The organism is Methylobacterium sp. A52T, from assembly GCF_053346095.1.
In genome coordinates this window covers 15,955-42,491 of sequence record NZ_JBKFBI010000004.1, presented here as the reverse complement: position 1 = coordinate 42,491, position 26,537 = coordinate 15,955, and the positions used below count along the sequence as shown (strand labels likewise).

Sequence of the window (26,537 nt, the reverse complement as noted above, 5' to 3'; positions counted from 1 at the left end):
CGCCGCCCTTCGGAAATCTGGCTGCAGCAAGGAGAGAGGCCGTGAACACGCATGTGAGACAGGGCGATCAGCTCGTCATCTTCGTCAAGCACGGGTGCGAGACGTGCCAGATGCTGGAGGACGTCGTCGGGCGCATCGCCGGCGCCCTGCCCACCCGCGTCTACACGCAGGACGATCCGGGCTTTCCCTCCGGCGTCGCGGCGATCGACGACACGTCGCTGGAGCAGTCCTTCGCCTTCGACATCGAGGCCGTGCCGACGCTCGTCCGCCTCAAGGACGGTCAGGAGGTGGCGCGCACCTTCGGCTGGCATCGTGGCGACTGGCAGGACATGACCGGCCTCGGCGATCTCGGGGCGGATCTCCCCGCGATGCGTCCCGGATGCGGCTCGAAGTCCCGGGAGCCCGGCGTGCACGACGTGCTGCGGGCCAAGTTCGGACAGGTCGATTTCCAGTCGCGGCCGATCCGGCTCGGCGCCTGGGACGACGAATTCGAGGCCACCTACGACCGGGGCTGGAGCGACGGCCTCCCGGTGGTGCCGCCGACCGACGCGCGCATCCTCCGCATGCTCGACGGCACGTCGCGAAAGGCCGACGAGGTCATCGGCGAGGTGCCCCCCAATCTCTCCCCGATCACCGTGGAGAAGGTCGCCATCAACGCCGTGATGGCCGGCTGCCGCCCTGAATACATGCCGGTCGTCCTGGCGGCGCTGGAGGCGGCGCTCGACCCGCTGTTCACGATGCACGGGCTCCTGTGCACCACGTGCTTCTCCGGGCCGATCATCGTGGTGAACGGGCCGATCGCCCGCGAGATCGGCATGAACTCGGGCATCAACTGCCTGGGCCAGGGCAACCGCGCCAACGCGACGATCGGCCGGGCGCTGCAGCTGATCATCCGCAACGTCGGCGGCGGTCGACCGGGCGAGCTCGACCGGGCGGTCCTCGGCGGCCCCGGGAAGTACACGTTCTGCTTCGCCGAGGACGAGTCGGATCCGACCTGGCAGCCCCTCGCCGTCGCCCGCGGCATCGCGCCGGGAACGAACGCGGTGACGCTGTTCCAGGGCGACGGCATCCAGGGCTTCCTCGATCAGCGCTCCCGGACGCCGGAGGAGCTGACCAAGTCCCTGGCCATGTCGCTGCTCGCGGTCGGCCACTACAAGCTGTGCGAGTTCACCAACGCGATGCTTGTCCTGGTGCCCGAGCACTACGCCATCTTCCGGGATGCCGGATGGGACCGGGCCCGGATCACCGCGGAACTGCACGGGGCCATGGTCCGTCCCGGCGTGGACGTGATCCAGGGCGCCCACGGGGTCGGCGAAGGCATCGCTGTCAGCCGCCGGGACGAGATGGTCAACAAGTTCTGGCCCGAGGGCCTCCTCATCGTCCAGGCGGGCGGTCAGGCGGGGCTGTTCTCCGCCATCTGCGCCGGCTGGACCGGCGGACGCTTCCGCACCGAGTCCCAACCCGTCACCAGGGAGATTGTGCTGTGACCGAAGGTATCCTGCTGCGCGACCCGACCGCCGAGACCGCATCGGCCCTGCGCCCCCGCGTCGAGCCGCTCGACACCCTGCAGGGCCGGACCGTCGCCCTCATGGATATCGGCAAGATGCGGGGCGACGAGTTCATCGACCGCCTGGAGGTCCTGTGCCGCGCGCGCGGCATCGCCACGCGCCGCTACAAGAAGCCGACGAACACGCGCGTGGCGCCCCGCGAGATGATCCTGGACATCGCGGCGCACTGCCAGGCCGTCATCATCGCCCTGTCCGATTGCGGCTCGTGCACCTCGTGCTCGACGCACGATCTCAACGACCTCGACAAGCGCGGCCTGGCCGGCGTCAGCGTCCTGACGACCGAGTTCGAACAGGCATTCGAGTCGCAGAGAGCGACGATCGGCCTCGACGCCGCCTCGGTCTACGTCTCGCATCCGATGCAGAACAAGACCACGGCCGAGCTTCACCTGTCCGCCGACCTGGCCTTCGCGGCGATCCTGCGGGCGATCACCGCGGAGGCGGACCGGGCGCCGCATTCCGAGGCGGCCTGACGGGAGGCGCCGCGCGGTGCCGGCCGGGCGCCCGGGATTTGACGAAGCCTCGGCGCACGGTCCGGCCCTACGACACCGTCCGCCGGAAGCGGCCAGGGAGATGCCGATCATGACACCCCACCGGTTCGATGCCGTCCTGTTCGATCTCCTGACGGCGCTCCTCGACAGCTGGTCCCTGTGGAACGCGGTCGCCGGCGGCGAGGAGGCCGGCCGCCGGTGGCGGGCGGAGTACCTGCGGATCACCTATCGGACGGGTGCGTACCGACCCTACGAGACCCTCGTGGCCGAGGCCGCCGAGGCAGTGGGGCTGCAGCGCCGCGTCGCGGACGATCTCGAGGCCCGTTACGGAGAACTCCGACCGTGGCCCGGGGTGACCGAGGCCCTGCGGGCGCTCGCGGGGCGATCCGTGCGGCTCGGCGTCGTGACGAACTGCTCCGAGCGCCTGGGCCGCATCGCCGCCGATTGCGTGGGGGTCGCGTTCGACGCCGTCGTCACGGCCGAGCAAGCCGGCTTCTACAAGCCCGACCCGCGGCCCTATCGGCTCGGTCTTCAGGCGCTCGGGGTCGCGCCGGAGCGCTGCCTGTTCGTCGCCGGCTCGGCCTACGACCTCGTGGGCACGGCGCAGGTGGGCTTGGCGACGTACTGGCACGACCGGGTCGGCATGGTGGCCCCCGAAGGGGTGGCGCCCCCGCTGGCCCATGAGACCACCCTGGATCCGCTGCGCACTTGGTTCGATCCGGAAGCGTGAGATCGGGAGCGGTGGGCCTTTGCCGCGGACTTCTCAGCGCCCGGCCTCCGCGACCAGCGCGACCGTCTCGGCGAAGGTCCGCTCCAGGCGCTCGCCCAGACCCGGTTCGGGATCCTCCAGCCAGGAGATCACAGCGTGCACGAAGGCCGCCATCCCGGTCCGGGCCGCCAGCGCCGCCCGCAGATCCGCGACACCGCGCAGCCGCAGCGCGTCGGCCAGCGCGTCGGTCAAGGCGGCCGTCTTGGCCAGTTCGCGCTCGTAGAGGGCGGGCGTGCGGGCGATCAGGACGTGCCGCGGCCCGGAATAGGGCCGGTTGCTCTCGAGCAGCGGCCGGATGGACCGGAACGACCAGAACAGGGTGGCGAGCGGTCCGAGCGCGCCGGGGGCCTCGGCGATGGCGGCCGTGAGGGCGGTTCGCAGCACGGCCTCGCCGTCGAACAGCACCTCCCGCTTGTCCGGGAAGTGCCGGAAGAAGGTCCGCTCCGTCACGCCGACGCGCGCGGCGATCGCGGCGGCCGTGGTCCGCTCGTAACCGCGCTCCTCGAACAGCGCCATGGCGGCCTGCCGGAGGCGGACGCGCACATCGTCTTCCGAGCGATCCAAGACTCGAACCTCCTGTTGTCAGTGACTGACATCAGCGCTATGTCAGTCACTGACACGGTGAGCCGCACGGCAGCCGCCGGCCATGACGAGGGATCTAGCATGCGCGTCTTTCTGACTGGAGCGAATGGCTGGGTCGGTTCCGCGGTCGCCCGCGATCTGCTCGACGCGGGCCATGCGGTCACCGGGCTCGTGCGCACGACGGACAAGGCCGCCGCCTTCTCGGCCCTGGGCGGCACACCGCTGATTGGCGCGATCGGGGATCCGGACGTGCTCCGGACCGGTGCCGCCGAGGCCGACGGCATCATCCATCTGGCGTTCGGCCTCGATCTGGCGCAGATCGCCGCGATGGCCGAGGACGATCGGCGGGCGATCGAGACCTTCGGTGCGCTGTTCGCCGGCACCGATCGGCCCATCGTGTCGGTCAGCGGCTTCCTGCTGCTGCCCCGCGGAGAGATGTTTCGCGAGGACGCACGGCCCCCGGTCGACCCCGCGTTCCCTCGCGCGACGGAGCAGACGACCTTCGCGCTGGCCGAACGCGGGCTGCGCGCCTCCGTGGTCCGCCTGCCGCGCTCCGTGCACGGGCGAGGCGAGCGGCACGGCTTCATCCCCATGCTGGCGGCCGTGGCGCGCGCGAGGGGCGTCTCCGCCTATGTCGGCGACGGGCAGAACCTGTGGCCGTCCGTGCATCGCCTCGATGCGGCGCGCGTGTTCCGCCATGCCCTCGAACGCGGCGCCCGGGGCGAGGCCTACCACGCCGTCGCGGATGAGGGCGTGCCGTTCCGACTGATCGCCGAGGCGATCGGCCGGCAGGTCGGCGTGCCGGCCCTGTCCCTCACGCCCGAGCAGGCGGAGGCGCATTTCGGCGGCTTGGCGATGTGGGTGGCCGGCCACGGGCCGGCCTCCAGCGCGCGGACGCGGTCGACCCTCGGCTGGCAACCGCGGGAGAGAAGCCTCATCGCCGATATCGACCGCCCGGATTACCATGCCTGAGCGGTTGCCCCGCCTGGCTTCGATGTTCGATGCCGCGCGCGTCCGTGCCTCTGACTGCGACGGGGCCAAGTGGTCGACGTCAGGCTGGATGGGCTCGCAGAAGAGCTTGGACGCTTGAGACCCGTGATATCCCGCCGCCAGATCGTCCTCGCATGTGGCGCCCTCGCTGTTCCAGGAGGGACCGCCCGGGCGGCCGATGAGGACGCGCTCGGCGCTCTCGAGCGGCGGCAGGGTGGAAGGCTGGGCGTCTTCGCCGTGGATGCGGGCTCCGGCCGGACCTTGGCTCATCGCGCCGACGAGCGCTTCATGCTCTTCAGCACGTTCAAGGGCGTGTTGGCTGCCGCCGTGTTGGCCGACGTCGACGCCGGGACGGAGGCGTTTGACGCCCGCGTGTCCTACACGGCAGCGGATCTCCTGCCGGCTTCGCCGGTCACGCGGGCCCATCTCGACGAAGGAAGCTTGACGGTGGAGGCGCTGTGCCTCGCCATCATGCATCGGAGCGACAACGCGGCCGCCAACCTCCTCCTCGCGCGGCACGGCGGCCCGGAGCGCCTGACCGCCTTCGTGCGGGGGCTCGGCGACGCGGTCACGCGCTTCGACCGATACGAGACAGCGGCCGGCACGCCTTCGGGCATCCGCGATACGACGACGCCGCGCGCCATCGTGTCGACCGTCCATGCGCTGCTCCTGGGCGACGTTCTGAGCGCACCGTCGCGCGCCACGCTCGAGGCCTGGATGGCCGGCAACGAGGTCGGCCGGTCACGGCTGCGGGCGGCTTTCCCGGCCGACTGGGCGGCCGGCGATCGGACGGGCACGGGCAACGGCTACTGCAACGACTACGCGCTCGCGAGGCGGCCCGGAAAGCCACCGCTTTTCGTGAGCGCCTACTACGAGGCGCCGGGCCTGACGCTGGCCAGGCAGGAAGCCGTGCTCCGGCAGGTCAGCGACATCATCGTAGCGTGGCAGATGTAGGTTCGATTGAGCGGAAGAGTTTCTTCAGAAGTTTCGAATTTTCGCGAGTGACTTGGCCGCTTAGACGAGTGCGTCGAGCGGGTGCCGTCGATGGGGTTCACGACACACAAGGGGTCGGTTCGAATGTCGGAGCACACCCACGCCACCGTGCCGGATCGTCGTACGCTGGTCGCGGGCTTGGCCGCAGCGCCGATCCTGCGAGCGCCGATGCGTTCCCCATCCAAGACGAGTCGCTTCATGAACACGAGCGCTGCCTCGGTCGATCCGGTCATCGTCTTCGACGTCAACGAGACCCTCCTCGACTTCGGCGTGCTCGCCCCGGTCTTCGTCCGCGTCTTCGGCGATGCGCGCGCGCTGCGCACGTGGTTCAACCACGTCATCCTCTATTCCGAGGCGCTGACCCTATCGGGCGACTACGCCGATTCCGGCGCGGTCGGCGTGGCCGTCCTGCGGATGCTGGCCCAGGCGAGCGGCCGCACGGTGGCCCCGGCGGATCTCGACTCGCTGCGGCGCCTCTCGGCAGAGATGCCGACCTACGCCGATACCCCGAAGGCCCTGGCCGATCTGAAGAGCGCCGGCTACCGCCTCGTCACGTTGAGCAACAATCCCACGGCCGCCGTGGAGGCCCAGCTCACGCAGGCCGGGATCAGGCCCTTCTTCGATACGCTCCACAGCATCGACGACCGCGTCCGCCGCTACAAGCCGGCGCTGGAGAGCTACACGGACCTCGCCGCGACGCTGGGCGTCGCGCCGTCCGACCTGTGGCTCGTCTCCTGTCACGCCTTCGACACGCTGGGGGCTGCCGCAGCCGGCTACCGGACGGCGCTCGTGCTGCGTCCCGGGAACGCGCCGGTCGCGCTCGGTCGCGCACCGGACATCGTGGCGGACGATCTCGGCACCGTCGCCGACCGCATCGTCCAGGCTGGTGCGGGCGGCGGTCCGTCGCCGGTCCGTGACCGGTGCGCCCCGTGAGGGACCGACCGGTTTCCCGAGCCGTCCTGACGCGCCGGATCGTTCTGCGAGGTATCGCGGCCGCGTCATCGCTCTCCTGGCCCGTTGGCCGAGCGAGGGCCTCGTCACGCCTTGTCACATTCGCCGGAGCCATACCCATGACATCGGAAGATCGAGACAACCTCAAGCTCCCCGACGGAATCCGGCAACGCAGCCTTGCGGGCATCAACGGGCTGACCGTCAACGTGCTCGAGGCGGGCTACGAGACACCCGCGCGTCCGGCGGTCCTGCTGCTGCACGGCTTCCCGGATCTCGCCTTCAGCTGGCGCCGGACGATGCTGCCGCTCGCCGCAGCCGGCTACCACGTGATCGCCCCCGACCAGCGCGGCTACGGCGGGACCACGGGGTGGGACGACCGTTATGACGGCGACGTCGCGTCCTTCCGCACGCACAGCTACGCCCGCGACGCGCTCGGCGTCGTGGAAGCTTTGGGGCACCGCTTGGTCGCCGCGGTCGTGGGACACGATTTCGGATCGATGGTCGCCGCCTACTGCGCGCTCGTGCGTCCCGACGTGTTCCGCGCCCTCGTGATGATGAGCTTCCCGTTCGACGGACCGCCCACGATCCCGTTCGATACGGCCGGCAAGCCCCCCGGACCGCCGGAGCCGTCGATGGCTGCCCAACTCGCGGCCCTATCGCCCCCCCGACAGGACAGCATGGCCTGGTTCGGCACGCCGGGCGCGAATGGCGACATGCTCCATGCCCCTCAGGGCCTGCACGATTTCCTGCGCGCCTACTTCCACGTGAAGAGCGCCGACTGGGCCGGCAACCGCCCGCACCCGCTCGCCACCGGATCTGCGGCCGAGCTCGCCACGCTGCCGACCTACTACATCATGGACGCTGGTGTCGGCATGGCCGCGACCGTCGCGCCCGACATGCCGACGCCGGCCGAGATCGCCGCCAACCTTTGGCTGCCCGAGGCGGATCTGGCCGCCTACGCGGCCGCCTTCGGTCGCACGGGCTTCCAGGGCGGGCTCAACTGGTTCCGCTGCCACACCGGCCCGATCGGCCGCTCGGAGATCGAGCTGTTCGCCGGTCGCTCGATCGATGTGCCGTCCTGCTTCATCTCCGGCGCTGCGGACTGGGGTACGTACCGCAAGCCCGGCGCGATCGAGCGCATGCGCGCCACGACCTGCACCCGCATGGACGGCATTCACCTAATCGAGGGCACCGGTCATTGGGTGCAGCAGGAGCAGCCCGAGCGGTTCAACGCCATTCTACTCGAGTTCCTGCGGCGCCATCCCATCCCGGGATGACAAGCTGCATCATGGGGGCGGGTTTCCGGCCTGGCGAGGTACCCACCGACAACGACGCGCGCGACAGAGAAGCTGTTCCTGGCTAGCTCCGTGAGGCTTCCGCGGAAGCCGAAGCACGCCGAGCCGTCGATGTCCGCTCTTGGAAGCGGCTAACGGTGACTGTAACGGCCGAGATGGGCGCAAAGCCGAATGTCTGCTCCTGCCCGCGCTGATAATCCGGTGTGACGTAGTCTGGCCGATAATGGAACGGCTGCTTTGGAGATGGGGGGCAGAGAAAGCAGATGGGGTGGATGGCTCCCGCTCCGACTGACGGCATCTCGATGCCAAGATGAGGTTGCTGTCGAAACAGCAGCCACGCAGATGCAGGAGCCATTCCCATGGAGATCACCACCGTCGGCATCGATCTGGCCAAGAGCATCTTTCAGGTTCACGCCGTCGATGCAGCTGGGCACGTCGTCGTTCGGAAGGCGCTGCGGCGGGCGCAGGTCACGCCGTTCTTCGCCAAGCTGCCGCGGTGCCTGATCGGCATGGAGGCGTGCGGCACAGCGCATCACTGGGCCCGGGAGCTCATGAAGCTCGGCCACGACGTGCGGCTGATGCCGCCGGCTTACGTGAAGCCGTACGTCAAGCGCGGCAAGACCGATGCGAACGACGCCGCTGCCATCTGTGAGGCGGTCACGCGCCCCAGCATGCGCTTCGTGCCCGTGAAGGCGACCGAGCAGCAGGCGGCGCTGGCGCTGCACCGGACGCGCGACCTGCTGGTCAAGCAACGCACGCAGCTGGTGAACATGATCCGAGGCCTGCTCGCCGAGTTTGGGATCGAGATGGCGCGGGGCCTGCGGCACGCGCTCGAACTGGCGGCCCGGCTCTCGGCCGGAGACGCGGCCGAGGTGCCGCCGTTAGCCCAGCGCGTGGTGACCGGGCTGGCCGATCAGATCGGTGCCTTGCAGATTCAGCTCACCCGGCTGGAGAAGGAGTTGCTCGCCTGGCATCGGGACAGCGACCTGTCGCAGCGCTTGGCGACGATCCCGGGTGTCGGCATCGTCTCGGCAACCGCGTTGGCCGCCTCGGTGAGCGAGCCCGAACGCTTCCGCTCCGGTCGGCAGTTCGCGGCCTCGTTGGGCCTGACACCGCTGCAGAACTGCAGTGGCGGCAAGGAGCGCCTGGGCCGGATCTCGCGCATGGGCGACCGCTACCTGCGTCGCCTGCTCGTGGTCGGCATGACCTCTCTGATCCGGCGTGCGAAGACGACGCCGACCTCGGTCGACCCGCGGCTGCCGACGCTACTGCAGCGCAAGCCGGTGCGCGTGGTGACAGTGGCGGCGGCCAATCGCACGGCGCGGGTCGCCTGGGCGATCATGACCCGCGGCGGCACCTACCGCGCACCTGCGGCCAGGGCTGCCTGACAGCACGTAGCGGAGACGTTTCCGGGTTGCGAGGACGATGAGAGTTGATGGCGAACCGGTCAGACCGGGAGCCGGGACACCCCGCCGGCTGTCCAGGGCGTCATAGCCCGCAAAGCAGAGTGGGACCCAGCTCGCGGATACCATCAGGGCCAGCGGTCAACATGAACGACTGCATCAACAGGCCGGACACAAGACTGCACCCGACCAACGCGTCAGAAGCTCAATTCGCCACTTGCAATGCGGGAGCCATCCACACAAGACGGCCGCCGACGCGACGAGTGCCTGAACGCGAACTGCGTCCCTGTCGCTGGCCGACATGAGGAACAAGATCGAGACGAGGCGGCGGCACTACAACGAGAGCGGTCCTCAGACCGCCCTGGGGTGGCCAACGGCCCAGGAATGGCCCTGGAAACGGCCTTGCAAGCCGCCTAATGAGACTTGGAAGCTCACCTTCCGGCCGGATCAAGATCTGGGCGACCCTCAGGAACGTCGTCGCCCATGTTAGGCAATTTGTGATGCATCCCGGCCCGATTGCAAGCGAGATGGTCGACGATCTTTAAGCGTTTGCAGCGCCTTAGCTAATTGGTGGTGGGCCCGGCAGGACTCGAACCTGCAACCAGACCGTTATGAGCGGCCGGCTCTAACCATTGAGCTACGGGCCCGGGAGGCGCCGACGGATAGCCGATCTCCGGCCGGCCGTCACCCGGATTTCGCCGTGCCGCGGGGGCGCCGGGCCCAGGGCGCCGGTTCCGTCCGGGTCGGCAGGTCCGCCGGTAGGTCCGCCGGTGCGGGCGCCGTGTCCTTGATCCGCCACAGGTAGCGGGCCAGGATCGAGCGGTACGGCGCGAAGGCGGCCGCCACCGCGGCGGTGTCGGCCTGCGCGGTGAGGCGGCGCAGGCAGCCCACCGCCGCCACGTCGCCCGCGGGCCAGATGTCCGGGTCGTGGAAGTGGAAGATGCCGACCATGTCGGCCGTCCAGGGGCCGACGCCGCGGATGCCGCACAGGATCGCCGACCGTTCGGGATGCGGCAGGGCGGCGAGGCCCGGCCCGAGAAGGCCCGCCGTCTCGGCCGCCACGATCGCCTGGAGCGCCCGCACCTTGTTGCCCGAGATGCCGCAGGCCCGCAGCAGCGCCGCGTCCCCGGCCTCGAACAGGCCCCTCGGGCTCGCGCCCACCGCCGCTGCCGCGGCCTCGATCCGGGCCCAGATCGCCGCCGCCGCCCGGACGGAGAGCTGCTGGTTGACCACCTCGACGAACAGGCGGTCGGCGACGCACGGATGCGCCGAGGGCTCGATCCGGATCGGACCGGGCCGCTCCAGGGCGGCCCGCAGCGGCGGATGTGCGCGCGCCGCGTCCAGGAGATGGGCGTAGATGGCGGGATCCAGCATCGCCGCAGCCTTACCGGCCCGTGCGGCTTCCCGGAAGCGGGCCCGAGTCGGGCTGGAAGCGGGCCCGAAGCGGCGGTGCGGCCGCGCGCCCCGCGCCGGCCGGCCTGGACGGGACGCGCCCGCGGCCCAGGTCTCGACACCATGGCGATCTTCTTCACCGCGGACACGCATTTCGGCGACCCGCATATCCTCCGCCACCGCGGTGCGCGGTTCGGCAGCGTCGAGGCCCACGACGAGGCCTTGGTCGCCGGCTGGAACGCCGTGGTCGGCCCGGAGGACGTCGTCTGGCACCTCGGGGACTTCGCCGCCCATGCCAGCCGGGCGCATTGCGCGGCGATCTTCGCGCGGCTGAACGGCACCAAGCGCCTCGTCCGGGGCAACCACGATTCGAACCGTGTCCTGGACCTGCCCTGGGCCGAGCCGCCAGTGGAGAGCGCCCGCCTCTCCGTCGCGGACGCACGCGGGCGGCCGCACCGCCTGTTCCTGTCGCACTACGCGCACCGGGCCTGGCCGGGCCTGTGGCGGGAGACGCGCCACCTCTACGGGCACAGCCACGGCTGGCTCGCCGACACCACGCGCTCCTGCGATGTCGGCGTGGATGCCTGGGACGACCGCCCGGTCACCCTCGAGGCGATCCTGGAGCGCCAGGACGCGGCCGCTTGCGTGCCGGAGGAACTCGCGGCCCACGGCCTGCGCTGATGGGCGGGGGCCGGCGCGCTACATCGTGCACCGGAGCATCGACAGCCCGGCAGGAGGCCGCATCGCCATGACCGACATCCCTGCCCCGCCGCCGGGCCCGGCCGACGCCGCGACCCGGGCCGCGACCCAGGCCGCCACCGAAGCCGCCACCGAACTCGGCCTCGGGACCGACTGGGCCGCCCTCGGCGCGCCGGACTGGGACCGGGTCTGCCGCCGGGCCGGCGCGATCCTCGCCGGGCAGGGCCAGGCGCCGGCGCCCGGCTGGGACGGGGCCCTGGCGCGGGCCCTCGGCCGCGCCGATCCCGCGGCCGCGCGGGACGAGCTGGCCCGCGACGCGGCCAACACCGTGCTGGCCGAGAAGGGCGAGGTCTTCGCCCCGGAGGACGATGCCTGAGGCGGACGACGACACGCCGCCGGACACGCCGCCGGTCGTGCCGTCGGACGTGCCATCGGGCGGACCGGTGGTTGCCGCGGCGGGGGTGCGGGCCGATGTAGGAGGCATGCCTTATCCCGAACACCGGCCTGAACCGCGGCCCGAGAACCGGCGTGCCGCCCCGAGACCGACCGAGCGCTACGCCCCCGGCGCTGCACCCGCCGCCCTGCGGGTGATCCCCATCGCGGGCGGCCCAACCCTCGACGCGCAAACGCGCGTGCGGCTCGGCCACCAGATGCGGGCGATGTACGATCCGGTGATCGACGAAGCGCTGGATCCCCGGCTGGCGGAGCTGCTGCAGCAGCTCGACGCGGATCGGGGCGGCTCGACCTGAGATCGGAGGCGGGGTGTCCGGTCCGCGCGTTTGCTGCGGCTGCCGGTGAAGAGGCTCCCATCGGTGGATCGGGGGGATGTCACACCGATGGGAGCCCGGCCGAGTCGACGGATCGACCCAACCCGCTCCATATCGCCCAGGCGGCGGCCCGGGCGCTTTCACCTAAGTCAATTTGCCTGCGAATACGGCCGTCGAAGTGTCGAATTGGCGTATTCGATCGTGAGAATCGTCGCGATCAGGCCGAGGTGCCGGTCACCGAGAGCATGACCCCGTCGCTGCCGATCTCGTCGCCGCCGTAGCCGAGCATGCGCGCGAGCTGCTCGCGGGCGCGCCAGACCCGGCTCTTCACGGTGCCGATCCGGCAATTCATGACGACGGCGGCCTCCTCGTAGCTCAGGTTCTCGATCGCCACGAGGACCAGCGCCTCCCGCATCACCGGCGCGAGCCGATCCAGGGCCGCGCGCACGTCCTGCAGGTCGAGATGGCCCCCCTGCTCGGGGATGCTGGTCAGCCGCTCGGCGTAGCTGCCGTCGGTGTCGGCGACCTCGCGGCCCTGCTTGCGGTGCTGGCTGTAGAAGACGTTGCGGAGGATCGTGAACAGCCACGCCTCCAAGTTGGTCCCGGGGGTGAATCCGCCGCGGCCGCGCCAGCCGCGCAGCAGGGTGTCCTGCACGAGATCGTCCGCCGCGGCCGGGTCGCGCGTCAACGAGACCGCGAACCGGTGCAGCGCCGGCACCACCTGCAGCAGGCCGGCGCGGAAGGTCCTGTCGCGCTCGCCCTCGGCCTGCGCGAGGGCGGTCTCCAGGCGCGCGAGCAGGTCGGCGAAGGGGTTCGCATCCCTGTCCGAGTCGAGGTCGATCCGGTCGTAGGCGCGACCGAGGAGCGTGCCGAGATGGGCGCGCACGGCCTCCGGCAGGCCGAAGCGGGTCTCGTCCCCGGCCTCCTCTGCGACGTCCGCGATGGGATCGAGGAGCGATGGGCCTTCGGTGTCGGGCATACGGTCCGGTGTCGGCGGGCGGGCCGGTCAAGCCCAGAGGAGCGGTTGTGGCGCGCCCGGGTCGCCCATGCCGCAACATGGGTTAACGCCTGTCCCGAACGGGGCTCAGCCGCGGGCGCCGAACCGCCGCGCCGCCGCGAGGCCGGCGAGGACGGCCGCGCAGGCCCCCGCGGCGGCGAGCCCCGTGCCGAGCGCCGTACTCAGGGTTCCGGCATCGGGGACGCCCTTGCGGGCGCGCCAGCCGCCGTCGGCCCGCGTGCCCTCCGGCGTCGGCGCGCGCAGGGACCCGTGCGTGCGCGGCCCGGGCTCGGCCCGGTCGAGGGCCCACCGGAACCCGGCCCCCATCAGGTGCTCGGTCGGGTACGGGGCCAGCGCGTAGCCGACCTGCGCGAGGCGGGCCGGCCAGCCGACCGCGACCTCATCGCGCGGGTGGCGCGCGAGGCGGAGATAGGTCTCCGCCACGGCCTCGGGGGCGTAGTACAGGTGCCCGGGATTGAGCCGCCGGCCGCTGACATTGGCGCCGTGCTCCAGGCCCGGCGTGTCGACGATGGCGGGAAATACGGCGCAGACGCGGATGTGGCGGTGCCGGGCGAGTTCCTGGCGCAGGCTCGCCGAGAAGCCGCGCAGGCCGAACTTGCTGGCCGTGTAGGCGGCGGCGAAGGGCGTCGGCGCCCAGCCGCCCATCGAGACCGTGTTGATCAGCGTCCCCCGGCCGCGGTCGAGGAAGTGCGGCAGCACCGCGTAGGCCCCGTGCACGGCGCCCAGCAGGTTCACCGCGATCGTCTGCCGGTGCAGGTCCAGGGGAGCGTCCAGCAGGGGGCCGAACACCCCCACCCCGGCATTGTTGATCCAGACGTCGATGCCGCCGAAGGCCCGGAGCGCCGCCCGGGCCAGGGCGTCCACCGCCTCGGGCTCGGTGACGTCGGTGGGGACCGCGACGGCCTCGGCCCCCGACGCGCGCAGGTCGCGGGCGATCCCGTCGAGCACGTCGGCCCGCCGCGCCGCCAGCACCACCCGGGCGCCCCGCGCCGCGAAGGCCTCGGCCGCCGCCCGGCCGATGCCGCTCGAGGCCCCGGTGATGACCACCGTCCCGCCGTCCAGGCGTGCCATGCCGGTTCTCCGCGTCGTGTGTCGTCGAGTTGCAACTGCACGGCGAACCCTTCCCCGCGCCGCGGCGTTCCCCCTCGCAGCTGCGGCCATTCGGACGCGCCGTCCCGGGCGCGCCGACCCGGACGCCGCGACGCGCGGCCCCGAAGGCCCGCCCCCGTCTGCCCGAACCCTGCCGAGGTCGCCGATGCCTGCCCCCGATCCAGCCCCCGCCAGGGCCGCCGCGCCCGAGGGAGGCGCCTCGACGGTCTGGACGCTCGCCCTCGCCACCGCGCTGATCGGCCTCGTCGCCCTCCCCCGCCGGTCGGCGCGCGGGGCGGTCGGTGCCTCGGTCGACCGTGCGCCCGGCCGGTCCGCCGACCGGGACGGGGCGCGCCGGACGTCGCCCGCGCATGCGGGACGGGAGGCCCACGCCGTGGCCCGGGCCGAGGCCGATCGCGGGCGGCAGGCCTCGACGCCGACCGAGATCCCCGCCAAGGGCTGGAAGGACATCGCGCTGCGCGCCTATCACGACATCGGCGAGAACCGCCTGTCGCTGATCGCGGCCGGCGTCACCTTCTTCACGCTCCTGGCGATCTTCCCGGCGGTGGCGGCCCTGGTCTCCTGCTACGGCCTCGTGGCCGACGCCTCGACCATCAACGACCAGCTCGCCAGCCTCCAGGGCATCCTGCCCCAGGGCGCCCTGGAGATCGTCGGCGACCAGGTGAAGCGGCTGAACGAGCAGGGCAACACCACCCTCGGGTTTAGCCTGCTCATCAGCATCGCCCTGTCCGTGTGGAGCGCCAACGGTGGCGTGAAGCACGTCTTCGACGCCCTCAACCTCGTCTACAACGAGCGTGAGAAGCGCAACTTCCTGGTGCTCAATCTCGTCTCCCTCGCCTTCACGGCGGGGGCGCTCCTGTTCCTCCTCCTGGCGCTGGCCGCGGTGGTGGTGGTGCCGGTGGTGCTGGAATTCGTCGGGCTCGGCGCGGACGCGTGGTGGCTGGCGCTGCTGCGCTGGCCGGTCCTGCTCCTGGCGGTGCTGCTCGGCCTCGCCCTGCTCTACCGCTACGGGCCGAGCCGGGACGCGCCGCGCTGGCGCTGGGTCACGCCCGGGGGCGCCCTCGCGGCCGTCCTGTGGATCGTCGCGTCGCTGCTGTTCTCCTGGTACGTCGGCCATTTCGGCAGCTACAACAAGACCTACGGCTCGCTCGGCGCGGCGATCGGCTTCATGACCTGGATCTGGCTCTCGACCATGATCGTGCTGGCCGGCGCCCAGGTGAACGCCGAGATGGAGCATCAGACCGCCGAGGACACGACCGTCGGCGAACCGCAGCCCCTGGGCACGCGCCGGGCGCGCATGGCCGATACGGTGGGCGCCGCCGCGGAGTAGCGCGGCGCCCGGCCCTCACCGGCGGGCACGGCCTCCTGAGCGACGGGGGCTCACGGAGCGCGTCGCCGGCGAGAACCCCGACTTAACACAGGTTGGCGCGCGTTTTTCTGCTGCAGGCACAAGCCGATCAAGAAGATCCGGACTTCGATGTTCGGGCGACGGTTTGGCCCCCTGCCGATAGAAATATCCGTGCCTCATTATTTGACTGATACCCTTGGCGGCGCCGTCGTGCGGGACGCTTCGGACGGGCGCGACATCGCCCGATCCGCCGCGGTCGCCCGCCCTCGCGCCTGCCCCGGCGCCTGCCCGGCCGCGCGCCGCCGTCCGGCCGCCGGCACGCCGGCGCCGCGGTGATCTGACCGGAGGCGGACGTGGACAACCCGTTCGTACGGAAGATGGAGCGGCATGTCCGGCTCGCGCCCGAGGACCGCGCGATCCTCGACGGGTTGGGGCGCCTGCACGTCCGCCACGTCGCGGCCCGGCAGGATATCGAGGGGCAGCAGAGCGACCCGTACCACACGCACCTGATCCTCGACGGCTGGGCCTGCCGGTACAAGCAGTTCCCGGACGGCCGGCGGGCGATCGTCGCGCTGCTCCTGCCGGGCGACCTGTGCGACCCGTTCGTGTTCCGCCGGGCGCGCATGGACCACGCCATCGGCGCGCTGACGCCCGTCACCGTGGCGCGGATCGCCCCGGAGCAGATCGGCGAGGCGGTCCGCGGCCGGCCCGCCGTCGAGGAGTGCCTGTGGCGGGAGCTGCTCGCCGCCACGGCGATCCACCGCGAGTGGATCGCCAGCGTCGGCCGGCGCTCGGCGATCGAGCGGCTGGCGCACCTGTTCTGCGAGCTGCACCTGCGGTTGACGCGGGTCGGCCTCGCGGACGGGACGACGCTGCCGATGCCGGTGACCCAGCCCGACCTCGCCGACGCCCTCGGCCAGACGAGCGTGCACATCAACCGCACCCTGAAGGAGCTGCGCACCGGCGGCCTCGTCGCCCTGCGCAGCCGCCGCCTGACGATCCGCGACCTCGACGGGCTGCGGGAGCGCGGGCTGTTCGACCCGGCCTACCTGCAGCTCTCCTGAGCGGCGCGGGCGATACGCCGCGGCACCGGAGGCCGCGCGCGCCTTGCCGCGGGGCGGCCGCGGCCGATCTGAGGCGGACCCGTCACCCGCCACCGGCGCCCGCGCGACCCACGATGCACATCCACCTCGACGCGCTCGGCGGCGTCGCCGGCGACATGTTCGCCGCCGCCCTGCTGGACGCCTTCCCCGAGCATCGGGCCGGCGTGTCCGCCAGCATCCGGGCGGTCGACGCGCGCATCGCCTGCGCGGTCAGCGCGCACAATGACGGGATCCTCAGCGGCGCGCGCTTCACCGTGTCGGCGCCCGGGGCGGAGCCCGGGCCCGCGCCGCACCGGCACGCCCACCCTACGCACCACGACCATCCGCATGCCCACGATCACGGCCATCAGCACGGGCACGGCCACGATCATGCCCATGATCATGGCCGCGACCACGGCCACGACCACGGCCACCGGCCCTGGTCGGAGATCCGCGCTGCGCTGGAGGCGGCGGATCTCGCGCCGGCGGTGCGGGCGCACGCGCTCGGCATCTTCGGGCACCTCGCCGCGGCGGAAGCCCGCGTCCACGGCATCGCGGTCGACGCGGTGGCGTTCCACGAGGTCGGCGCCGCCGACTCGATCGCCGACATCGTCGCCGCCGCCCACCTGATCGCCGCCCTGGAGGCGCGCAGCTGGAGCGTCTCGGCCCTGCCGCTGGGCTCAGGCCGGGTGCGGACCCAGCACGGTCCCCTCCCCGTCCCGGCCCCCGCCACGACGCTTCTGCTGGCGGGCTTCGCGACCCTCGACGACGGGATCCCCGGCGAGCGCGTCACCCCCACCGGCGCGGCGATTCTGCGCCACCTCTGCGGCGACGATCCCGGGCGGGGTCGCCCCCGGGGAATCCTCGGGCGCACCGGCATCGGCTTCGGCACGAAGGTCCTGCCGGGCCTGAGCAACTGCCTGCGCGCCCTCGTGCTGGAGGACGCCGCCGCGTCCCGCCCGGGCCGGCGGGAGCTCGCGGTGATCGCCTTCGAGGTCGACGACCAGTCCGGCGAGGATCTCGCCACGGGCCTCGACCGGCTGCGCGCCGAGCCCGGCATCGTGGACGTCGTGCAAATGCCGGTCATCGGCAAGAAAGGCCGGATGATGGCCCGGATCCAGGTCCTGGTCCGCCCGGCGGATCTCGAGGCGGCGGTCGCGGCCTGCTTCCGGGAGACCACGACCATCGGCCTGCGTTACCACCCTGTGGAGGGCGCGGTGCTCGCGCGCGCCGCCCGCACGGTCGAGCACGACGGCCGGTCGGTTCGCGTGAAGATCGTGGCGCGGCCGGGCGGGCGCACCGCCAAGGCCGAGGCCGACGACGCCCGCGACCGAGCGGGCCACGCGGCCCGGGCCGCCCTACGCCGCGAGGCCGAGCGCCTCGCCCTGGAACAGGAGCAGGAGGAGCGATGACGCGCCAGCATCTGGAATCCGTCCTCGCCGGGCTCGGCCCCGTCGCGGTGGCGGTGAGCGGCGGGGTCGACAGCCTGACGCTCGCCACCCTCGCCCACCGGCTGGCGCCGGGGGCGGCTCTCATGGTCCACGCGGTCTCGCCGGCGGTGCCGGAGGAAGCGACCGCGCGCGTGCGCGCCGAGGGCGCCCGCGAGGGCTGGTCCTTGCGGGTGATCGAGGCCGGCGAGTTCGCCGACCCGGCCTACCGGGCGAACCCGGTCAACCGCTGCTTCTTCTGCAAGACCAACCTCTACGGCGCGGTCCGGCGCGTCACCGACCGGCAGATCCTGTCGGGCGCGAACCGCGACGACCTCGGCGAGTACCGCCCCGGCCTCGACGCCGCCCGGGAACACGGCGTGCGCCACCCCTACGTGGAGGCCGGGTTCGACAAGGCGTCGGTCCGGGCGCTCGCCCGCGACCTCGGCCTCGGGGCCGTGGCGGAATTGCCGGCCGCGCCCTGCCTGTCGAGCCGGGTCGAGACCGGCATCGCCATCGAGCCGGAGACCCTGACCTTCATCCACGCGGTCGAGCGGCTGGTCGGCGGAGCGCTGGCGACCGACGGCGCCGGACGGGCCGTCCGCTGTCGGGTCCGCGCCGAGGGCGTGGTGGTGGAGCTCGATCCGGCGAGCCTCGCCGCCCTCGACGCCGAGGATCGCGAGACGCTCGGGGCGGGCATCCGGGACATGGCGCCGGCCCGTCTCACCGGCCCGGTCCGCTTCGCCCCCTACCGGGTCGGCAGCGCCTTCCTGGTCGAGCCGCGGGAGGCCCGGGCGTGAGCATCTCCGAAGAGTTCACCCTCGATTTCGCCCGGCCCGAGCGGATCGGGCTGGAGGAGGCGATCTTCTGCGCCGGCAAGAGCCCGGAGCAGATCGACGCGATCCTGGACGCCGCCCGGGCGCGCGGCGCCTCGCTGCTCCTCACCCGCCTCGACCCGGAGAAGCGCGACCGGCTCCTGGACGCCGCGCGGCTCGATTACTGCCCGGTCTCGCGCACGGCCGTGTTCGGCGAGGCCCCACGGGTCACCGGTCCAGCCCGGGTCGCCGTGGTGGCGGCCGGCACCTCGGACGTGCCGGTCGCCCGCGAGGCCCTGCGGGTGCTGGCCTATGCCGGGCGGGCGGTCTCGCTCTTCGCCGATGTCGGCGTCGCCGGCCTGTGGCGGCTGACGTCGCGGCTCGAGGAGATCCGCGCGCACCCGGTGGTGATCGTCGCCGCCGGCATGGACGCGGCTTTGCCCAGCGTCGTCGGCGGCCTCGTGGCGGGCGCGGTGATCGCGGTCCCGACCTCCGTGGGCTACGGTGTCGCCGCGGGCGGGCGCGCGGCCCTCGACGCCGTGCTGGCGAGCTGCGCGCCGGGCATCACGGTGGTCAACATCGACAACGGCTACGGCGCCGCCTGCGCCGCCCTGCGCCTGCTGCACGCGGCGGGACGCCTCGCCGCGGAGACCGAACGATGACCCGGCGCGGATCGTTGTCCCACGCCACAGGGCAGGCCGCGCGACGAGCCCCCTCTCCCGTGTGGGAGAGGGTTGAGGTGAGGGGTGCGCGCTGTCCGGAAAGACCTGATCCCTCACCCTCTCCCGCACGGGAGAGGGGACCCACGCCGCCTTCTTCTACGGTCGCGCCGCCGACACGAGGCCTGCCGTTGCCGATCCCCACATCCTCGAACGGAGACAGCCGATGGAACGCCGCAGCTTCCTCCAGGGCGCCGTGCTCGGCGCGGGCCTCGCGGGCGCGGGCAGCGCGGGTGCGGCCGTGAACGCCCCCGTCCTCCCGGGCAACCGCCCGCAGGACCCCGCGGACCTGCCCTTCGTCACCGATCCCGGCGAGCGCCGGGGCGAGATGCTCTACCGCCCGTTCGGGAAGAGCTCCGAAAAGATCTCGGCGATCGGCATGGGCGGGTTCCATCTCGGCAAGAGCGCCGTGACGGACGATGAGGCGACGCGGCTGATCCATGCCGGGATCGACCGCGGCATCACCTTCATGGACAATTGCTGGGACTACAACGAGGGGCGCTCCGAGCTGCGCATGGGCGCGGCCCTGGCCCAGGGCGGCTACCGCGACAAGGTCTTCCTGATGTCCAAGATGGACGGGCGGACCAAGGAGGAGGCGCTCAAGCAGATCGACCAGTCGCTCCTGCGCCTGCGCACGGACCGGATCGACCTCGTCCAGCACCACGAGATCCTGCGCTACGACGACCCGGACCGGGTCTTCGCCGAGGGCGGCGCCATGGAGGGCTTCCTGGAGGCGAAGAAGCAGGGCAAGCTGCGCTACATCGGCTTCACCGGCCACAAGGACCCGCGCATCCACCTGCAGATGCTGGAGGTCGCCGCCGAGCGCGGCTTCCACTTCGATGCCGTGCAGATGCCGGTCAACGTGATGGACGCGCATTTCCGCTCGTTCAGCCACCTCGTCCTGCCCTACCTCGTGCAGAACGGCATCGCGCCGCTCGCCATGAAGACCTTCGGCGATGGGGTGATCCTGAAGGCGGACGCGCCGATCAAGCCGCTCGAGTACCTGCACTTCTCGCTGAACCTGCCGGTCTCGGTGGTGATCACCGGCATCCAGAACCAGCGCGACCTCGACCAAGCCTTCGAGGCGGTGAAGACCTTCAAGCCGATGGACAAGGCCACGGTGGCCGAGCTGCTGTCGCGCTCGAAGCCCTACGCGCTGGAGGGCAAGTACGAGCTGTTCAAGACGAGCGCGACCTTCGACGGCACCGCCAAGAATGCGGCGTGGCTCGGCGAGGACGTGGCAAGCGTGAAGAAGCTCGCGCCGACGATGGAGTAGGACGTCCGGCTCTCGGGCGACGTCCAGCGCTCCACCTCAGGATGAAGGCGGGGTCGGATGTCCGCGCCGTCATCCCTCACGCCACGTCCTCCAGCCGGATCGGCAGGCTGCGGATCCGGCGGCCGGTGGCGTGGTGGATGGCGTTGGCGATGGCCGCGTTCACCCCGATGATCCCAAGCTCGCCCAGGCCCTTCAGGCCCAGCGCGTCGACCTGATCGTCGGGGTCGGGCACCAGCAGCGCCTCCACCTCCGGCGCGTCGGCCGCCGTGGGGACGAGGTACTCGGCGAGATCCGGGTTGCGGTAGGCGGCGCCGTCCACCACCGTCTCTTCGAGCAGCGCCGAGCCGAGGCCCCAGATCATCCCGCCCGTGAGCTGGCTCCGCGCGGTCAGCGGGTTGAAGATGCGCCCCGCCGCGAAGGCGCCGGTGAGCCGGGCGACGCGGATCTCCCCGGTCTCGGCGTGGACGTGGACCTCGGCGAACTGCGCGCCGAAGCCCCAGGAGACGGCCTTCCCGCTCCCACCGAGGGCGAGCCCGATATGGCCCTGCCGCAGGCCCGCGAGCGCCTTCTCCCGGTCGCCGCCCGCCGGCACGAACTCCGCGACCGTCTCGACGCCTTCCGGGCCGACGGCCTCGCCGAGCGCGATCCCGGCCCCGTCCGGCGCCGCGAGCCGGCCGCCCGCGAGGCGCAGGCTGCCCGGATCGCGGCCGGCGAGGCGCCCGCCCTGCCCGGTCACGGCCTGCGCCAGGCTCTCGCGGATCTGGCGGCAGCCGAGCGCCAGGGCGCTCATCAGGCTGGTGGTCGTGCTCGACCCGCCCGAGATCCCCGCCGCCGGCAGGTCGGTGTCGCCGAGCCGGACGGTGACCCGCTCCACCGGCACGCCGAGCCCGTCCGCCGCGCCCATCGCCAGCAGCGTGGTGATGCCGTTGCCGATCTCGTGGTGCGCGCAGGCGACCTCCGCGGCGCCGTCCGGGCCGAGCCGGACCCGCAGGGTCGCGGCCGCGATCTTGGTGGGCCGCACCGAAGTCGCGCAGCCGAGACCCACCCGCCAGGGCCCGTCGCGCATCGCGCCCGGGCGCGGCACCCGGCGCGACCAGCCGAAGGCCTTCGCGCCGGCGTCGAAGCAGGCCATCAGCGGCCGGGTCGAGAACGGTTTTCCGGAGACCGGATCGACCGCCGTGTCGTTGAGGCGGCGCAGCGCGATCGGGTCCATGCCGAGCGCGACCGCCATCTCGTCGACGGCGCTCTCCAGGGCGAACAGGAACGGCACCTCCGGGGGCGCCCGCATCGGCCCCGGCGTGTTGCGATCGACCCGCACGGCCCGCTCCTCGGTGCGGATGTTCGGGCAGGCGTAGAGGCTCGCCGTCACCTCCGCGCCCTCCATGACGAAGGGATCGAAGCGCGACGTCACGGTCTCGGCCTCGTGGACCAGGGCGGTGAACCGGCCCGTCCGGTCGGCGCCGAGTCGGATGCGGTGGCGCGATTCAGGCCGGTAATTGGCGATGGTGAAGCACTGTCGCCGGCTGGGCACCAGCGAGACCGGCCGGCCGAGGCGCTTGGCCGCCAGGGCGACCAGGGCCGTGTGCTGCGACAGGGCGAATTTCGAGCCGAAATGGCCGCCGATCAGCCCCGCCACCACCCGCACCTGCGCGGGATCGAGCCCGAGCTGCGCCGCGAGCCCGTGCTGCACGGCGCCGACGTAGCGGGTCGGCTCGTGGACGGCGAGCCTTTCGCCGTCCCAGGCGGCCCGGGTGGTGAACAGCTCGATCGGGTTGTGGTGCTGGACCGGCGTCGCGTAGCGCGCCTCGACGCGGAGCGCAGCGTCCCTAAACCCCGCCTCGGCATCGCCCCGGGCGATGTCCGCGTGGTGGGGCTTCAGGTCGGCGAGGCGCACGGTCTCGGCCCCGGGGGCGTCGAAGCCGCCGGCGGCGGGTTCCTCCGCGTAGGCGACCTTCACCGCATGGGCCGCCGCCTCGGCGGCCGCCTGACTCCCGGCGACCACGAGGGCCACGACCTGGCCGGCATAGGCGACGGCGTCGGAATCGAGCGGACGGTGCGAGCTGTTGGCGTACCCGCCGGCCATCAGGTGCTTCACCGGCGCCACCGCGCCCGCGAAGTCCCGGTGGGTGAAGATCCGGAGGAGTCCCGGCACCCGCTCGGCCGCCGCGAGGTCGAACCCGGTGATGCGGCCCCGGGCGATGGTGCTGGTCACCAGGGCCGCGTGGGCCGTGTCCCGGTCCGGGCCGGTCAGGTCGGAGCTGTAGAGCGCCCGGCCGGTGACCTTGTCGGGTCCCTCGATCCGGGTGTGGGGGCGGCCGAGACGGCCGTCGGTGTCCTGCGTGCCGGCGTCCATGCCGCCCTCCCCGTTCGCGGCCGCTCGGGCCGCATTGCAAAGGGAGGAATCGCCGTGAGGGCTCGACGGCTCCCCGGGCGGTGGGGCGACAGGATGTAGCAACCGACCCGGTCGTCCTCGCGAGCGCGGCGACGCGACCCAGGGCAGCGCGCCCTGGATCAGCGCGGCGCCGCCTGGATCGCGAGGCTGCGCTCGCGAGGTCGGGGCGGGCTGCGGCAGCCTTCACTGCCGCAGCCCGGGACCTCTGTTCAGGGCCTCAGTTCAGGACCTTGCCGTCCGGTCCGACCTTGACCTCCTGCTCCTTGTCGGCGCCGGCGACCTTGATCTCGTACTGGACCGAGGAGCCGTCCTTCTCGACCTCGGCCTCGTAGGCCTTGCCGCCGCCGGCCTTCTGCTCGGCGATGGCCAGCGCGTCCTTCAGCGAGGTCTTGGCATTCTGGAAGTCGGAGGCCTTCAGCCGGGTGAAGTAGCGCTCGAACGGCTGGTTCTCGGTCTTGTAGAGGGCGCCGGTATCGGCGTTGATCCCGTACTCGACGAGCTTGCCGCTCGGGTAGACGACCTTGATCGCGTAGTGGGCCGGATCCTTGCTGCCGGCCTTCTCGAAGTCGGCGTCGATGGCGCGGCCGCCCTTCTCGTCGCCCTGCGACTCGGCGGTGGCCAGCGCCTGGGCGAGGCCGACCTTGGCGACCTTGGCGACCTGCCACTCCTTCATGTTGCTGTCGGCCTTCGTGGCCGGCTCGGCGGGCGTCGCGGTGGGCGTCTGGGCCAAGGCGAGGCCGGTGGAGAGGGCGAGGAGGCCGGCTGCGGCGGTGAGACGGGTGATCATGGCGGTGTGTCCCTTCGCGGGTTCGTTCACGGATGCGTGAAACGTCGGGTCCGGAAATCCGGTTGCCCGCGATCGGGAAAAAATTCGGGTCCCGTCGCCCGGGCGGGGCCGGGTCGGCGCCTGGGGCTGCGCGGGGTCGACGCCCGGCGAGACGGACGGCCGGCGCCCCTGTATGACACGCGGGCGATCCGGCGCGCCCCTCGGGGACGGCGGACGTCCCCCCGATGGAGCAGGCCATGACCGCGCACGAGCCCGAGCCGCTGGACGAGTTCACCCGCCTGCACGCCAAGCTGTCCGCCCTGGAGATTGTTCTCGGCGTCCTGATCGGGCGGCTCTCCGAGGAGAACCCGGAGATCCGCGAGGACGTGAAGCGCGACGTGGCGGCGATCCTGTCGGACCTGCCGATCGACGGCCCGAGCGAGGAGATGATCGCCGCCGAGGTCCGCCGCGCCGCCGAGGTGCTGACCAGCGTGTCGATCGGCTGAGCCGTCAGCGCGGCGGCATCCGCAGCGCCCCGTCGAGCCGGATGGTCTCGCCGTTCAGCATCGGGTTCTCGCAGATGTGCCGGACGAGGTCGGCGTATTCCGACGGGCGGCCGAGGCGGGCTGGGAACGGCACGCTCTGGCCGAGCGTGTCCTGCACGTCCTGGGGCAGGCCCGCCATCATCGGGGTCTCGAAGATGCCCGGCGCGATGGTGACCACCCGGATGCCGTGCCGGGCGAGCTCCCGGGCGATCGGCAGGGTCATGGATACCACCCCGCCCTTCGAGGCCGCGTAGGCGGCCTGCCCGATCTGGCCGTCGAAGGCCGCGATCGAGGCGGTGTTCACGATCACGCCCCGGGCGCCGGCCGCGTCCGGCGCCTCGCGGGCGATGGCGTCGGCGGCCAGCCGGATCATGTTGAACGTGCCCACGAGGTTGACCGAGACCGCCCGCGCGAAGGTCTCGAGCCGGTGCGGCCCGTCGCGGCCGACCACCTTCTCCCCCGGCGCGATGCCGGCGCAGTTCACCAGCCCGTGGAGGTGCCCGAACGCGTCGAGCGCCGTCCGGACCGCCGCCGCGCCGTCTGCCTCGCGGGTGACCTCCGTCTCGGCGAACCGGGCCTGCGCCCCGAGATCCGCCGCCACCCGGGCGCCGGCCTCCCGGGCGATGTCGGCCACGACCACCCGCGCGCCCGCCGCCGCGAGGCCCCGCGCCGCCGCCTCCCCGAGGCCCGAGCCCGCGCCCGTGACGATGAAGACCCGGTCCCTGATCATCGCGCTCGCCATCCTGGCTCCCCGCCGCTCCCGGGCGGCCGACGGCGCCCCGCGAGTCCCGAGGTAGCGCGGCGCCACGGCCGCCGGAAGGCGTCCGGCCCAGCACATGCGCCCGATCGCGTCCGCGCCGCGATTGACGTGTGATTTTTTCCCACATATACGAGGTGAAGATGATCCGCTGTACTGGATTATATTAACAAGTGTTTCTGCGAATTTTATCCGGTGATCCGTCGCGCGGCGGCAAGTCGTTCGGCCGCGCGTGACCTGTCGTCCCCTGTATCCGGGCTGCGGACCGGCCCGCGCCCGTCATCCTCCGGTCCCGGCCGTCCGGGAGCGGCCGCTCCCTCACGCCTGATCAGGACAGCCATGGGCGCCCACTGGATCGAGAATGCGGCCCGGCACTGGCGGCACGGGCGGATCGTCGGGCACCGCTTCGCCGAGCGGCGTCCCGGCATCCGCGCGGCCCTCCGGGCGGCCGCGCCCGGCAGCGTGCTGCTCGCCGGCAATTCCCACGCGGAGCTCGTCGGCGCGCCGGATCTCGGCGGCCGGCCCTGCATCAACGTCGCGGTCGGCGGCAGCACCGCGGCCGATTGCGGCCGCCAGCTCGCGGCGCTGTGCGTCCCGGTCCGCTGCGCGGCCGCGGTGCTGATCATCGGCACCAACGACATCCAGCGCTGGCGCCATCCCGAGCGGGCCCGGGTGGTCGACCGGTTCGAGGCCGATGTCCGGGACATCCTGCGCCGCCTGGAGGCCTGGGCCGCGCAGGTCTTCGTCGCCGCGATACCGCCGATCGGTGCCGGGGCGACCGGGCGCGATCCCGCCGCCGTCGCGGTCTTCTCGGATCGCCTCGCGGCACTCTGCGCCGCGGGGGGCCGCACCTTCTTCGACCCGTTCGCGCCGTGGCGATCCGGTACCGGCGGCCTCGCCGGTCCGGGCCTCCACCGGGACGGCGTGCATCTGGCCGACTACGCGCCCCTGGCCGCGGCGCTCGCCAGCGCGGTGGTGCTCGATGCGCTCCCGCTCGCGCCCGTCCGGAGGCCCGTGCCGGCCGCGCCCCTGCGGATCCTGCGCGCCGCCTGGATCGGCCGGCCGTGAGGCTCCCCGCGCGCCTCGCCGCGGCCCTGCGGCCGCCCGGGCGCGCCGGCGTGCAGCACCTGCCCCGGCGGGTCTGGCCCGGCGAGGAGGCGGCTTGGCGCGACGAGAACGGCGTCCGCCACCCGCGGGCGGTGCGCCGTGCCCTCGCGGCGCTGGCCGCCCTCGAACCCCGCGGTCGCTACGGCGCCCGGATCGAGGGACGGGGCAAGGTCGTGACCGGCCCGGCCAGCGCGCTCGTCCTGCGCGACGCGGATGCGGAGATCGGGTTCGTCCTCGGCCTCACGCCCGACGGGTACGGCGCGGAGCCGTTCTGAGCG

General features: G+C 72.6%; 27 protein-coding genes, 1 tRNA gene and 1 pseudogene. 21 read left to right on the top strand and 8 right to left on the bottom strand.

Features of this window, described 5'->3' with window-relative positions:
• Positions 1 to 41: 41 nt before the first annotated feature.
• From ACLBYE_RS02205 to ACLBYE_RS02195, 3 genes are all read left to right on the top strand, one after another.
• The gene (locus ACLBYE_RS02205) at positions 42 to 1,487 is read left to right on the top strand and encodes a thioredoxin family protein (RefSeq protein WP_447692856.1); all 1,446 of its coding nucleotides are present in this window, start codon (positions 42 to 44) and stop codon (positions 1,485 to 1,487) included.
• Positions 1,484 to 2,038, top strand: a complete 555-nt coding sequence (locus ACLBYE_RS02200; protein ID WP_447692855.1) for a UGSC family (seleno)protein — start codon at positions 1,484 to 1,486, stop codon at positions 2,036 to 2,038. Before ACLBYE_RS02205 ends, ACLBYE_RS02200 begins: the two co-directional genes overlap by 4 nt.
• A gap of 109 nt (positions 2,039 to 2,147) precedes the next feature.
• Positions 2,148 to 2,786 carry an HAD-IA family hydrolase gene (locus ACLBYE_RS02195; RefSeq protein ID WP_447692854.1) on the top strand — a complete coding sequence of 213 codons (639 nt, stop codon included), beginning with the start codon at positions 2,148 to 2,150 and terminating at the stop codon, positions 2,784 to 2,786.
• A 33-nt stretch (positions 2,787 to 2,819) separates the two neighbouring features.
• On the opposite strand, the gene ACLBYE_RS02190 is transcribed toward ACLBYE_RS02195, so the two are convergent.
• A complete protein-coding gene (locus ACLBYE_RS02190) occupies positions 2,820 to 3,389 on the bottom strand; it encodes a TetR/AcrR family transcriptional regulator (RefSeq protein ID WP_447692853.1) in 570 nt (189 codons plus the stop codon).
• 99 nt (positions 3,390 to 3,488) lie between these two features.
• On the opposite strand from ACLBYE_RS02190, the gene ACLBYE_RS02185 reads away from it, so the two are divergent.
• From ACLBYE_RS02185 to ACLBYE_RS02160, 6 genes and pseudogenes are all read left to right on the top strand, one after another.
• A complete protein-coding gene (locus tag ACLBYE_RS02185) occupies positions 3,489 to 4,379 on the top strand; it encodes an SDR family oxidoreductase (RefSeq protein WP_447692852.1) in 891 nt (296 codons plus the stop codon).
• 69 nt (positions 4,380 to 4,448) lie between these two features.
• Positions 4,449 to 5,351, top strand: a complete 903-nt coding sequence (gene bla / locus ACLBYE_RS02180) for a class A beta-lactamase (protein WP_447692851.1) — start codon at positions 4,449 to 4,451, stop codon at positions 5,349 to 5,351.
• A gap of 237 nt (positions 5,352 to 5,588) precedes the next feature.
• Complete coding sequence (locus ACLBYE_RS02175) at positions 5,589 to 6,323, top strand: haloacid dehalogenase type II (protein WP_447692850.1); 735 nt, start codon at positions 5,589 to 5,591, stop codon at positions 6,321 to 6,323.
• Positions 6,324 to 6,460: 137 nt separating this feature from the next.
• Entirely contained in the window at positions 6,461 to 7,618 is a 1,158-nt protein-coding gene (locus tag ACLBYE_RS02170) for an alpha/beta fold hydrolase (RefSeq protein WP_447692849.1), read from the top strand.
• A 377-nt stretch (positions 7,619 to 7,995) separates the two neighbouring features.
• Positions 7,996 to 9,024 (top strand): IS110 family transposase, encoded by a 1,029-nt coding sequence (locus tag ACLBYE_RS02165; protein ID WP_447692848.1) that lies wholly within the window; start codon positions 7,996 to 7,998, stop codon positions 9,022 to 9,024.
• Between the two features lie 180 nt (positions 9,025 to 9,204).
• Positions 9,205 to 9,456: pseudogene (locus tag ACLBYE_RS02160) on the top strand (integrase core domain-containing protein); the annotation flags it as partial.
• 154 nt (positions 9,457 to 9,610) lie between these two features.
• On the opposite strand, the gene ACLBYE_RS02155 reads toward ACLBYE_RS02160, so the two are convergent.
• Positions 9,611 to 9,686: transfer RNA gene (locus ACLBYE_RS02155), tRNA-Ile, on the bottom strand.
• Positions 9,687 to 9,723: 37 nt separating this feature from the next.
• Entirely contained in the window at positions 9,724 to 10,413 is a 690-nt protein-coding gene (locus ACLBYE_RS02150; protein ID WP_447692847.1) for a DNA-3-methyladenine glycosylase 2 family protein, read from the bottom strand.
• Positions 10,414 to 10,554: 141 nt separating this feature from the next.
• On the opposite strand from ACLBYE_RS02150, the gene ACLBYE_RS02145 reads away from it, so the two are divergent.
• From ACLBYE_RS02145 to ACLBYE_RS02135, 3 genes are all read left to right on the top strand, one after another.
• Positions 10,555 to 11,112 (top strand): metallophosphoesterase, encoded by a 558-nt coding sequence (locus ACLBYE_RS02145; RefSeq protein ID WP_447692846.1) that lies wholly within the window; start codon positions 10,555 to 10,557, stop codon positions 11,110 to 11,112.
• Positions 11,113 to 11,179: 67 nt separating this feature from the next.
• Entirely contained in the window at positions 11,180 to 11,506 is a 327-nt protein-coding gene (locus tag ACLBYE_RS02140; RefSeq protein WP_447692845.1) for a hypothetical protein, read from the top strand.
• Positions 11,499 to 11,879: a hypothetical protein gene (locus ACLBYE_RS02135; RefSeq protein WP_447692844.1), complete on the top strand. Its 381-nt coding sequence runs from the start codon at positions 11,499 to 11,501 to the stop codon at positions 11,877 to 11,879. Before ACLBYE_RS02140 ends, ACLBYE_RS02135 begins: the two co-directional genes overlap by 8 nt.
• Positions 11,880 to 12,114: 235 nt before the next feature.
• Here the strand turns inward: ACLBYE_RS02135 and ACLBYE_RS02130 are convergent, their stop codons facing one another.
• Positions 12,115 to 12,876 carry a sigma-70 family RNA polymerase sigma factor gene (locus tag ACLBYE_RS02130; RefSeq protein ID WP_447683531.1) on the bottom strand — a complete coding sequence of 254 codons (762 nt, stop codon included), beginning with the start codon at positions 12,874 to 12,876 and terminating at the stop codon, positions 12,115 to 12,117.
• 105 nt (positions 12,877 to 12,981) lie between these two features.
• Positions 12,982 to 13,986 carry an SDR family oxidoreductase gene (locus ACLBYE_RS02125; protein ID WP_447692843.1) on the bottom strand — a complete coding sequence of 335 codons (1,005 nt, stop codon included), beginning with the start codon at positions 13,984 to 13,986 and terminating at the stop codon, positions 12,982 to 12,984.
• A 184-nt stretch (positions 13,987 to 14,170) separates the two neighbouring features.
• Here ACLBYE_RS02125 and ACLBYE_RS02120 point away from each other — a divergent pair, with 184 nt between their 5' ends.
• From ACLBYE_RS02120 to ACLBYE_RS02095, 6 genes are all read left to right on the top strand, one after another.
• Complete coding sequence (locus tag ACLBYE_RS02120) at positions 14,171 to 15,355, top strand: YihY/virulence factor BrkB family protein (protein ID WP_056527178.1); 1,185 nt, start codon at positions 14,171 to 14,173, stop codon at positions 15,353 to 15,355.
• 371 nt (positions 15,356 to 15,726) lie between these two features.
• Positions 15,727 to 16,437: a Crp/Fnr family transcriptional regulator gene (locus tag ACLBYE_RS02115; RefSeq protein ID WP_447692842.1), complete on the top strand. Its 711-nt coding sequence runs from the start codon at positions 15,727 to 15,729 to the stop codon at positions 16,435 to 16,437.
• A 113-nt stretch (positions 16,438 to 16,550) separates the two neighbouring features.
• Positions 16,551 to 17,867 carry a LarC family nickel insertion protein gene (locus ACLBYE_RS02110; protein ID WP_447692841.1) on the top strand — a complete coding sequence of 439 codons (1,317 nt, stop codon included), beginning with the start codon at positions 16,551 to 16,553 and terminating at the stop codon, positions 17,865 to 17,867.
• Entirely contained in the window at positions 17,864 to 18,682 is an 819-nt protein-coding gene (locus tag ACLBYE_RS02105; RefSeq protein ID WP_447692840.1) for an adenine nucleotide alpha hydrolase, read from the top strand. The genes ACLBYE_RS02110 and ACLBYE_RS02105 overlap by 4 nt, the downstream gene beginning before the upstream one ends.
• Positions 18,679 to 19,359 carry a nickel pincer cofactor biosynthesis protein LarB gene (gene larB, locus ACLBYE_RS02100; RefSeq protein WP_447692839.1) on the top strand — a complete coding sequence of 227 codons (681 nt, stop codon included), beginning with the start codon at positions 18,679 to 18,681 and terminating at the stop codon, positions 19,357 to 19,359. Before ACLBYE_RS02105 ends, larB begins: the two co-directional genes overlap by 4 nt.
• Before the next feature lie 223 nt (positions 19,360 to 19,582).
• Positions 19,583 to 20,692 (top strand): aldo/keto reductase, encoded by a 1,110-nt coding sequence (locus ACLBYE_RS02095; protein WP_447692838.1) that lies wholly within the window; start codon positions 19,583 to 19,585, stop codon positions 20,690 to 20,692.
• 76 nt (positions 20,693 to 20,768) lie between these two features.
• On the opposite strand, the gene ACLBYE_RS02090 is transcribed toward ACLBYE_RS02095, so the two are convergent.
• Together ACLBYE_RS02090 and ACLBYE_RS02085 are read right to left on the bottom strand one after the other, a co-directional pair.
• Positions 20,769 to 23,045 carry a xanthine dehydrogenase family protein molybdopterin-binding subunit gene (locus ACLBYE_RS02090; protein WP_447692837.1) on the bottom strand — a complete coding sequence of 759 codons (2,277 nt, stop codon included), beginning with the start codon at positions 23,043 to 23,045 and terminating at the stop codon, positions 20,769 to 20,771.
• Positions 23,046 to 23,301: 256 nt separating this feature from the next.
• Entirely contained in the window at positions 23,302 to 23,871 is a 570-nt protein-coding gene (locus ACLBYE_RS02085; RefSeq protein WP_020094795.1) for a PepSY domain-containing protein, read from the bottom strand.
• Positions 23,872 to 24,107: 236 nt separating this feature from the next.
• Here ACLBYE_RS02085 and ACLBYE_RS02080 point away from each other — a divergent pair, with 236 nt between their 5' ends.
• Positions 24,108 to 24,356, top strand: a complete 249-nt coding sequence (locus tag ACLBYE_RS02080; protein WP_026605197.1) for a hypothetical protein — start codon at positions 24,108 to 24,110, stop codon at positions 24,354 to 24,356.
• A gap of 4 nt (positions 24,357 to 24,360) precedes the next feature.
• Here the strand turns inward: ACLBYE_RS02080 and ACLBYE_RS02075 are convergent, their stop codons facing one another.
• Positions 24,361 to 25,137, bottom strand: coding sequence for an SDR family NAD(P)-dependent oxidoreductase (locus tag ACLBYE_RS02075; RefSeq protein WP_447692836.1), 777 nt, complete (start codon positions 25,135 to 25,137; stop codon positions 24,361 to 24,363).
• A 354-nt stretch (positions 25,138 to 25,491) separates the two neighbouring features.
• Between ACLBYE_RS02075 and ACLBYE_RS02070 the strand changes: the two genes are divergently transcribed.
• Positions 25,492 to 26,220, top strand: coding sequence for an SGNH/GDSL hydrolase family protein (locus ACLBYE_RS02070; protein WP_091928578.1), 729 nt, complete (start codon positions 25,492 to 25,494; stop codon positions 26,218 to 26,220).
• A complete protein-coding gene (locus ACLBYE_RS02065; protein ID WP_447692835.1) occupies positions 26,217 to 26,534 on the top strand; it encodes a hypothetical protein in 318 nt (105 codons plus the stop codon). Before ACLBYE_RS02070 ends, ACLBYE_RS02065 begins: the two co-directional genes overlap by 4 nt.
• Positions 26,535 to 26,537 lie beyond the last annotated feature (3 nt).

Excerpts from the sequence above, each read along its gene's own strand:
- ACLBYE_RS02105 (WP_447692840.1), top strand. The coding sequence starts at position 17,864 with ATGACGCGCCAGCATCTGGAATCCGTCCTCGCCGGGCTCGGCCCCGTC.
- ACLBYE_RS02150 (WP_447692847.1), bottom strand. The coding sequence starts at position 10,413 with ATGCTGGATCCCGCCATCTACGCCCATCTCCTGGACGCGGCGCGCGCA.
- ACLBYE_RS02085 (WP_020094795.1), bottom strand. The coding sequence starts at position 23,871 with ATGATCACCCGTCTCACCGCCGCAGCCGGCCTCCTCGCCCTCTCCACC.
- ACLBYE_RS02130 (WP_447683531.1), bottom strand. The coding sequence starts at position 12,876 with ATGCCCGACACCGAAGGCCCATCGCTCCTCGATCCCATCGCGGACGTC.
- ACLBYE_RS02090 (WP_447692837.1), bottom strand. The coding sequence starts at position 23,045 with ATGGACGCCGGCACGCAGGACACCGACGGCCGTCTCGGCCGCCCCCAC.
- ACLBYE_RS02135 (WP_447692844.1), top strand. The coding sequence starts at position 11,499 with ATGCCTGAGGCGGACGACGACACGCCGCCGGACACGCCGCCGGTCGTG.
- ACLBYE_RS02080 (WP_026605197.1), top strand. The coding sequence starts at position 24,108 with ATGACCGCGCACGAGCCCGAGCCGCTGGACGAGTTCACCCGCCTGCAC.
- ACLBYE_RS02120 (WP_056527178.1), top strand. The coding sequence starts at position 14,171 with ATGCCTGCCCCCGATCCAGCCCCCGCCAGGGCCGCCGCGCCCGAGGGA.
- ACLBYE_RS02175 (WP_447692850.1), top strand. The coding sequence starts at position 5,589 with ATGAACACGAGCGCTGCCTCGGTCGATCCGGTCATCGTCTTCGACGTC.
- ACLBYE_RS02185 (WP_447692852.1), top strand. The coding sequence starts at position 3,489 with ATGCGCGTCTTTCTGACTGGAGCGAATGGCTGGGTCGGTTCCGCGGTC.
- ACLBYE_RS02165 (WP_447692848.1), top strand. The coding sequence starts at position 7,996 with ATGGAGATCACCACCGTCGGCATCGATCTGGCCAAGAGCATCTTTCAG.
- ACLBYE_RS02170 (WP_447692849.1), top strand. The coding sequence starts at position 6,461 with ATGACATCGGAAGATCGAGACAACCTCAAGCTCCCCGACGGAATCCGG.
- ACLBYE_RS02145 (WP_447692846.1), top strand. The coding sequence starts at position 10,555 with ATGGCGATCTTCTTCACCGCGGACACGCATTTCGGCGACCCGCATATC.
- ACLBYE_RS02195 (WP_447692854.1), top strand. The coding sequence starts at position 2,148 with ATGACACCCCACCGGTTCGATGCCGTCCTGTTCGATCTCCTGACGGCG.
- ACLBYE_RS02110 (WP_447692841.1), top strand. The coding sequence starts at position 16,551 with ATGCACATCCACCTCGACGCGCTCGGCGGCGTCGCCGGCGACATGTTC.
- ACLBYE_RS02140 (WP_447692845.1), top strand. The coding sequence starts at position 11,180 with ATGACCGACATCCCTGCCCCGCCGCCGGGCCCGGCCGACGCCGCGACC.
- ACLBYE_RS02070 (WP_091928578.1), top strand. The coding sequence starts at position 25,492 with ATGGGCGCCCACTGGATCGAGAATGCGGCCCGGCACTGGCGGCACGGG.
- ACLBYE_RS02075 (WP_447692836.1), bottom strand. The coding sequence starts at position 25,137 with ATGGCGAGCGCGATGATCAGGGACCGGGTCTTCATCGTCACGGGCGCG.
- ACLBYE_RS02095 (WP_447692838.1), top strand. The coding sequence starts at position 19,583 with ATGGAACGCCGCAGCTTCCTCCAGGGCGCCGTGCTCGGCGCGGGCCTC.
- ACLBYE_RS02125 (WP_447692843.1), bottom strand. The coding sequence starts at position 13,986 with ATGGCACGCCTGGACGGCGGGACGGTGGTCATCACCGGGGCCTCGAGC.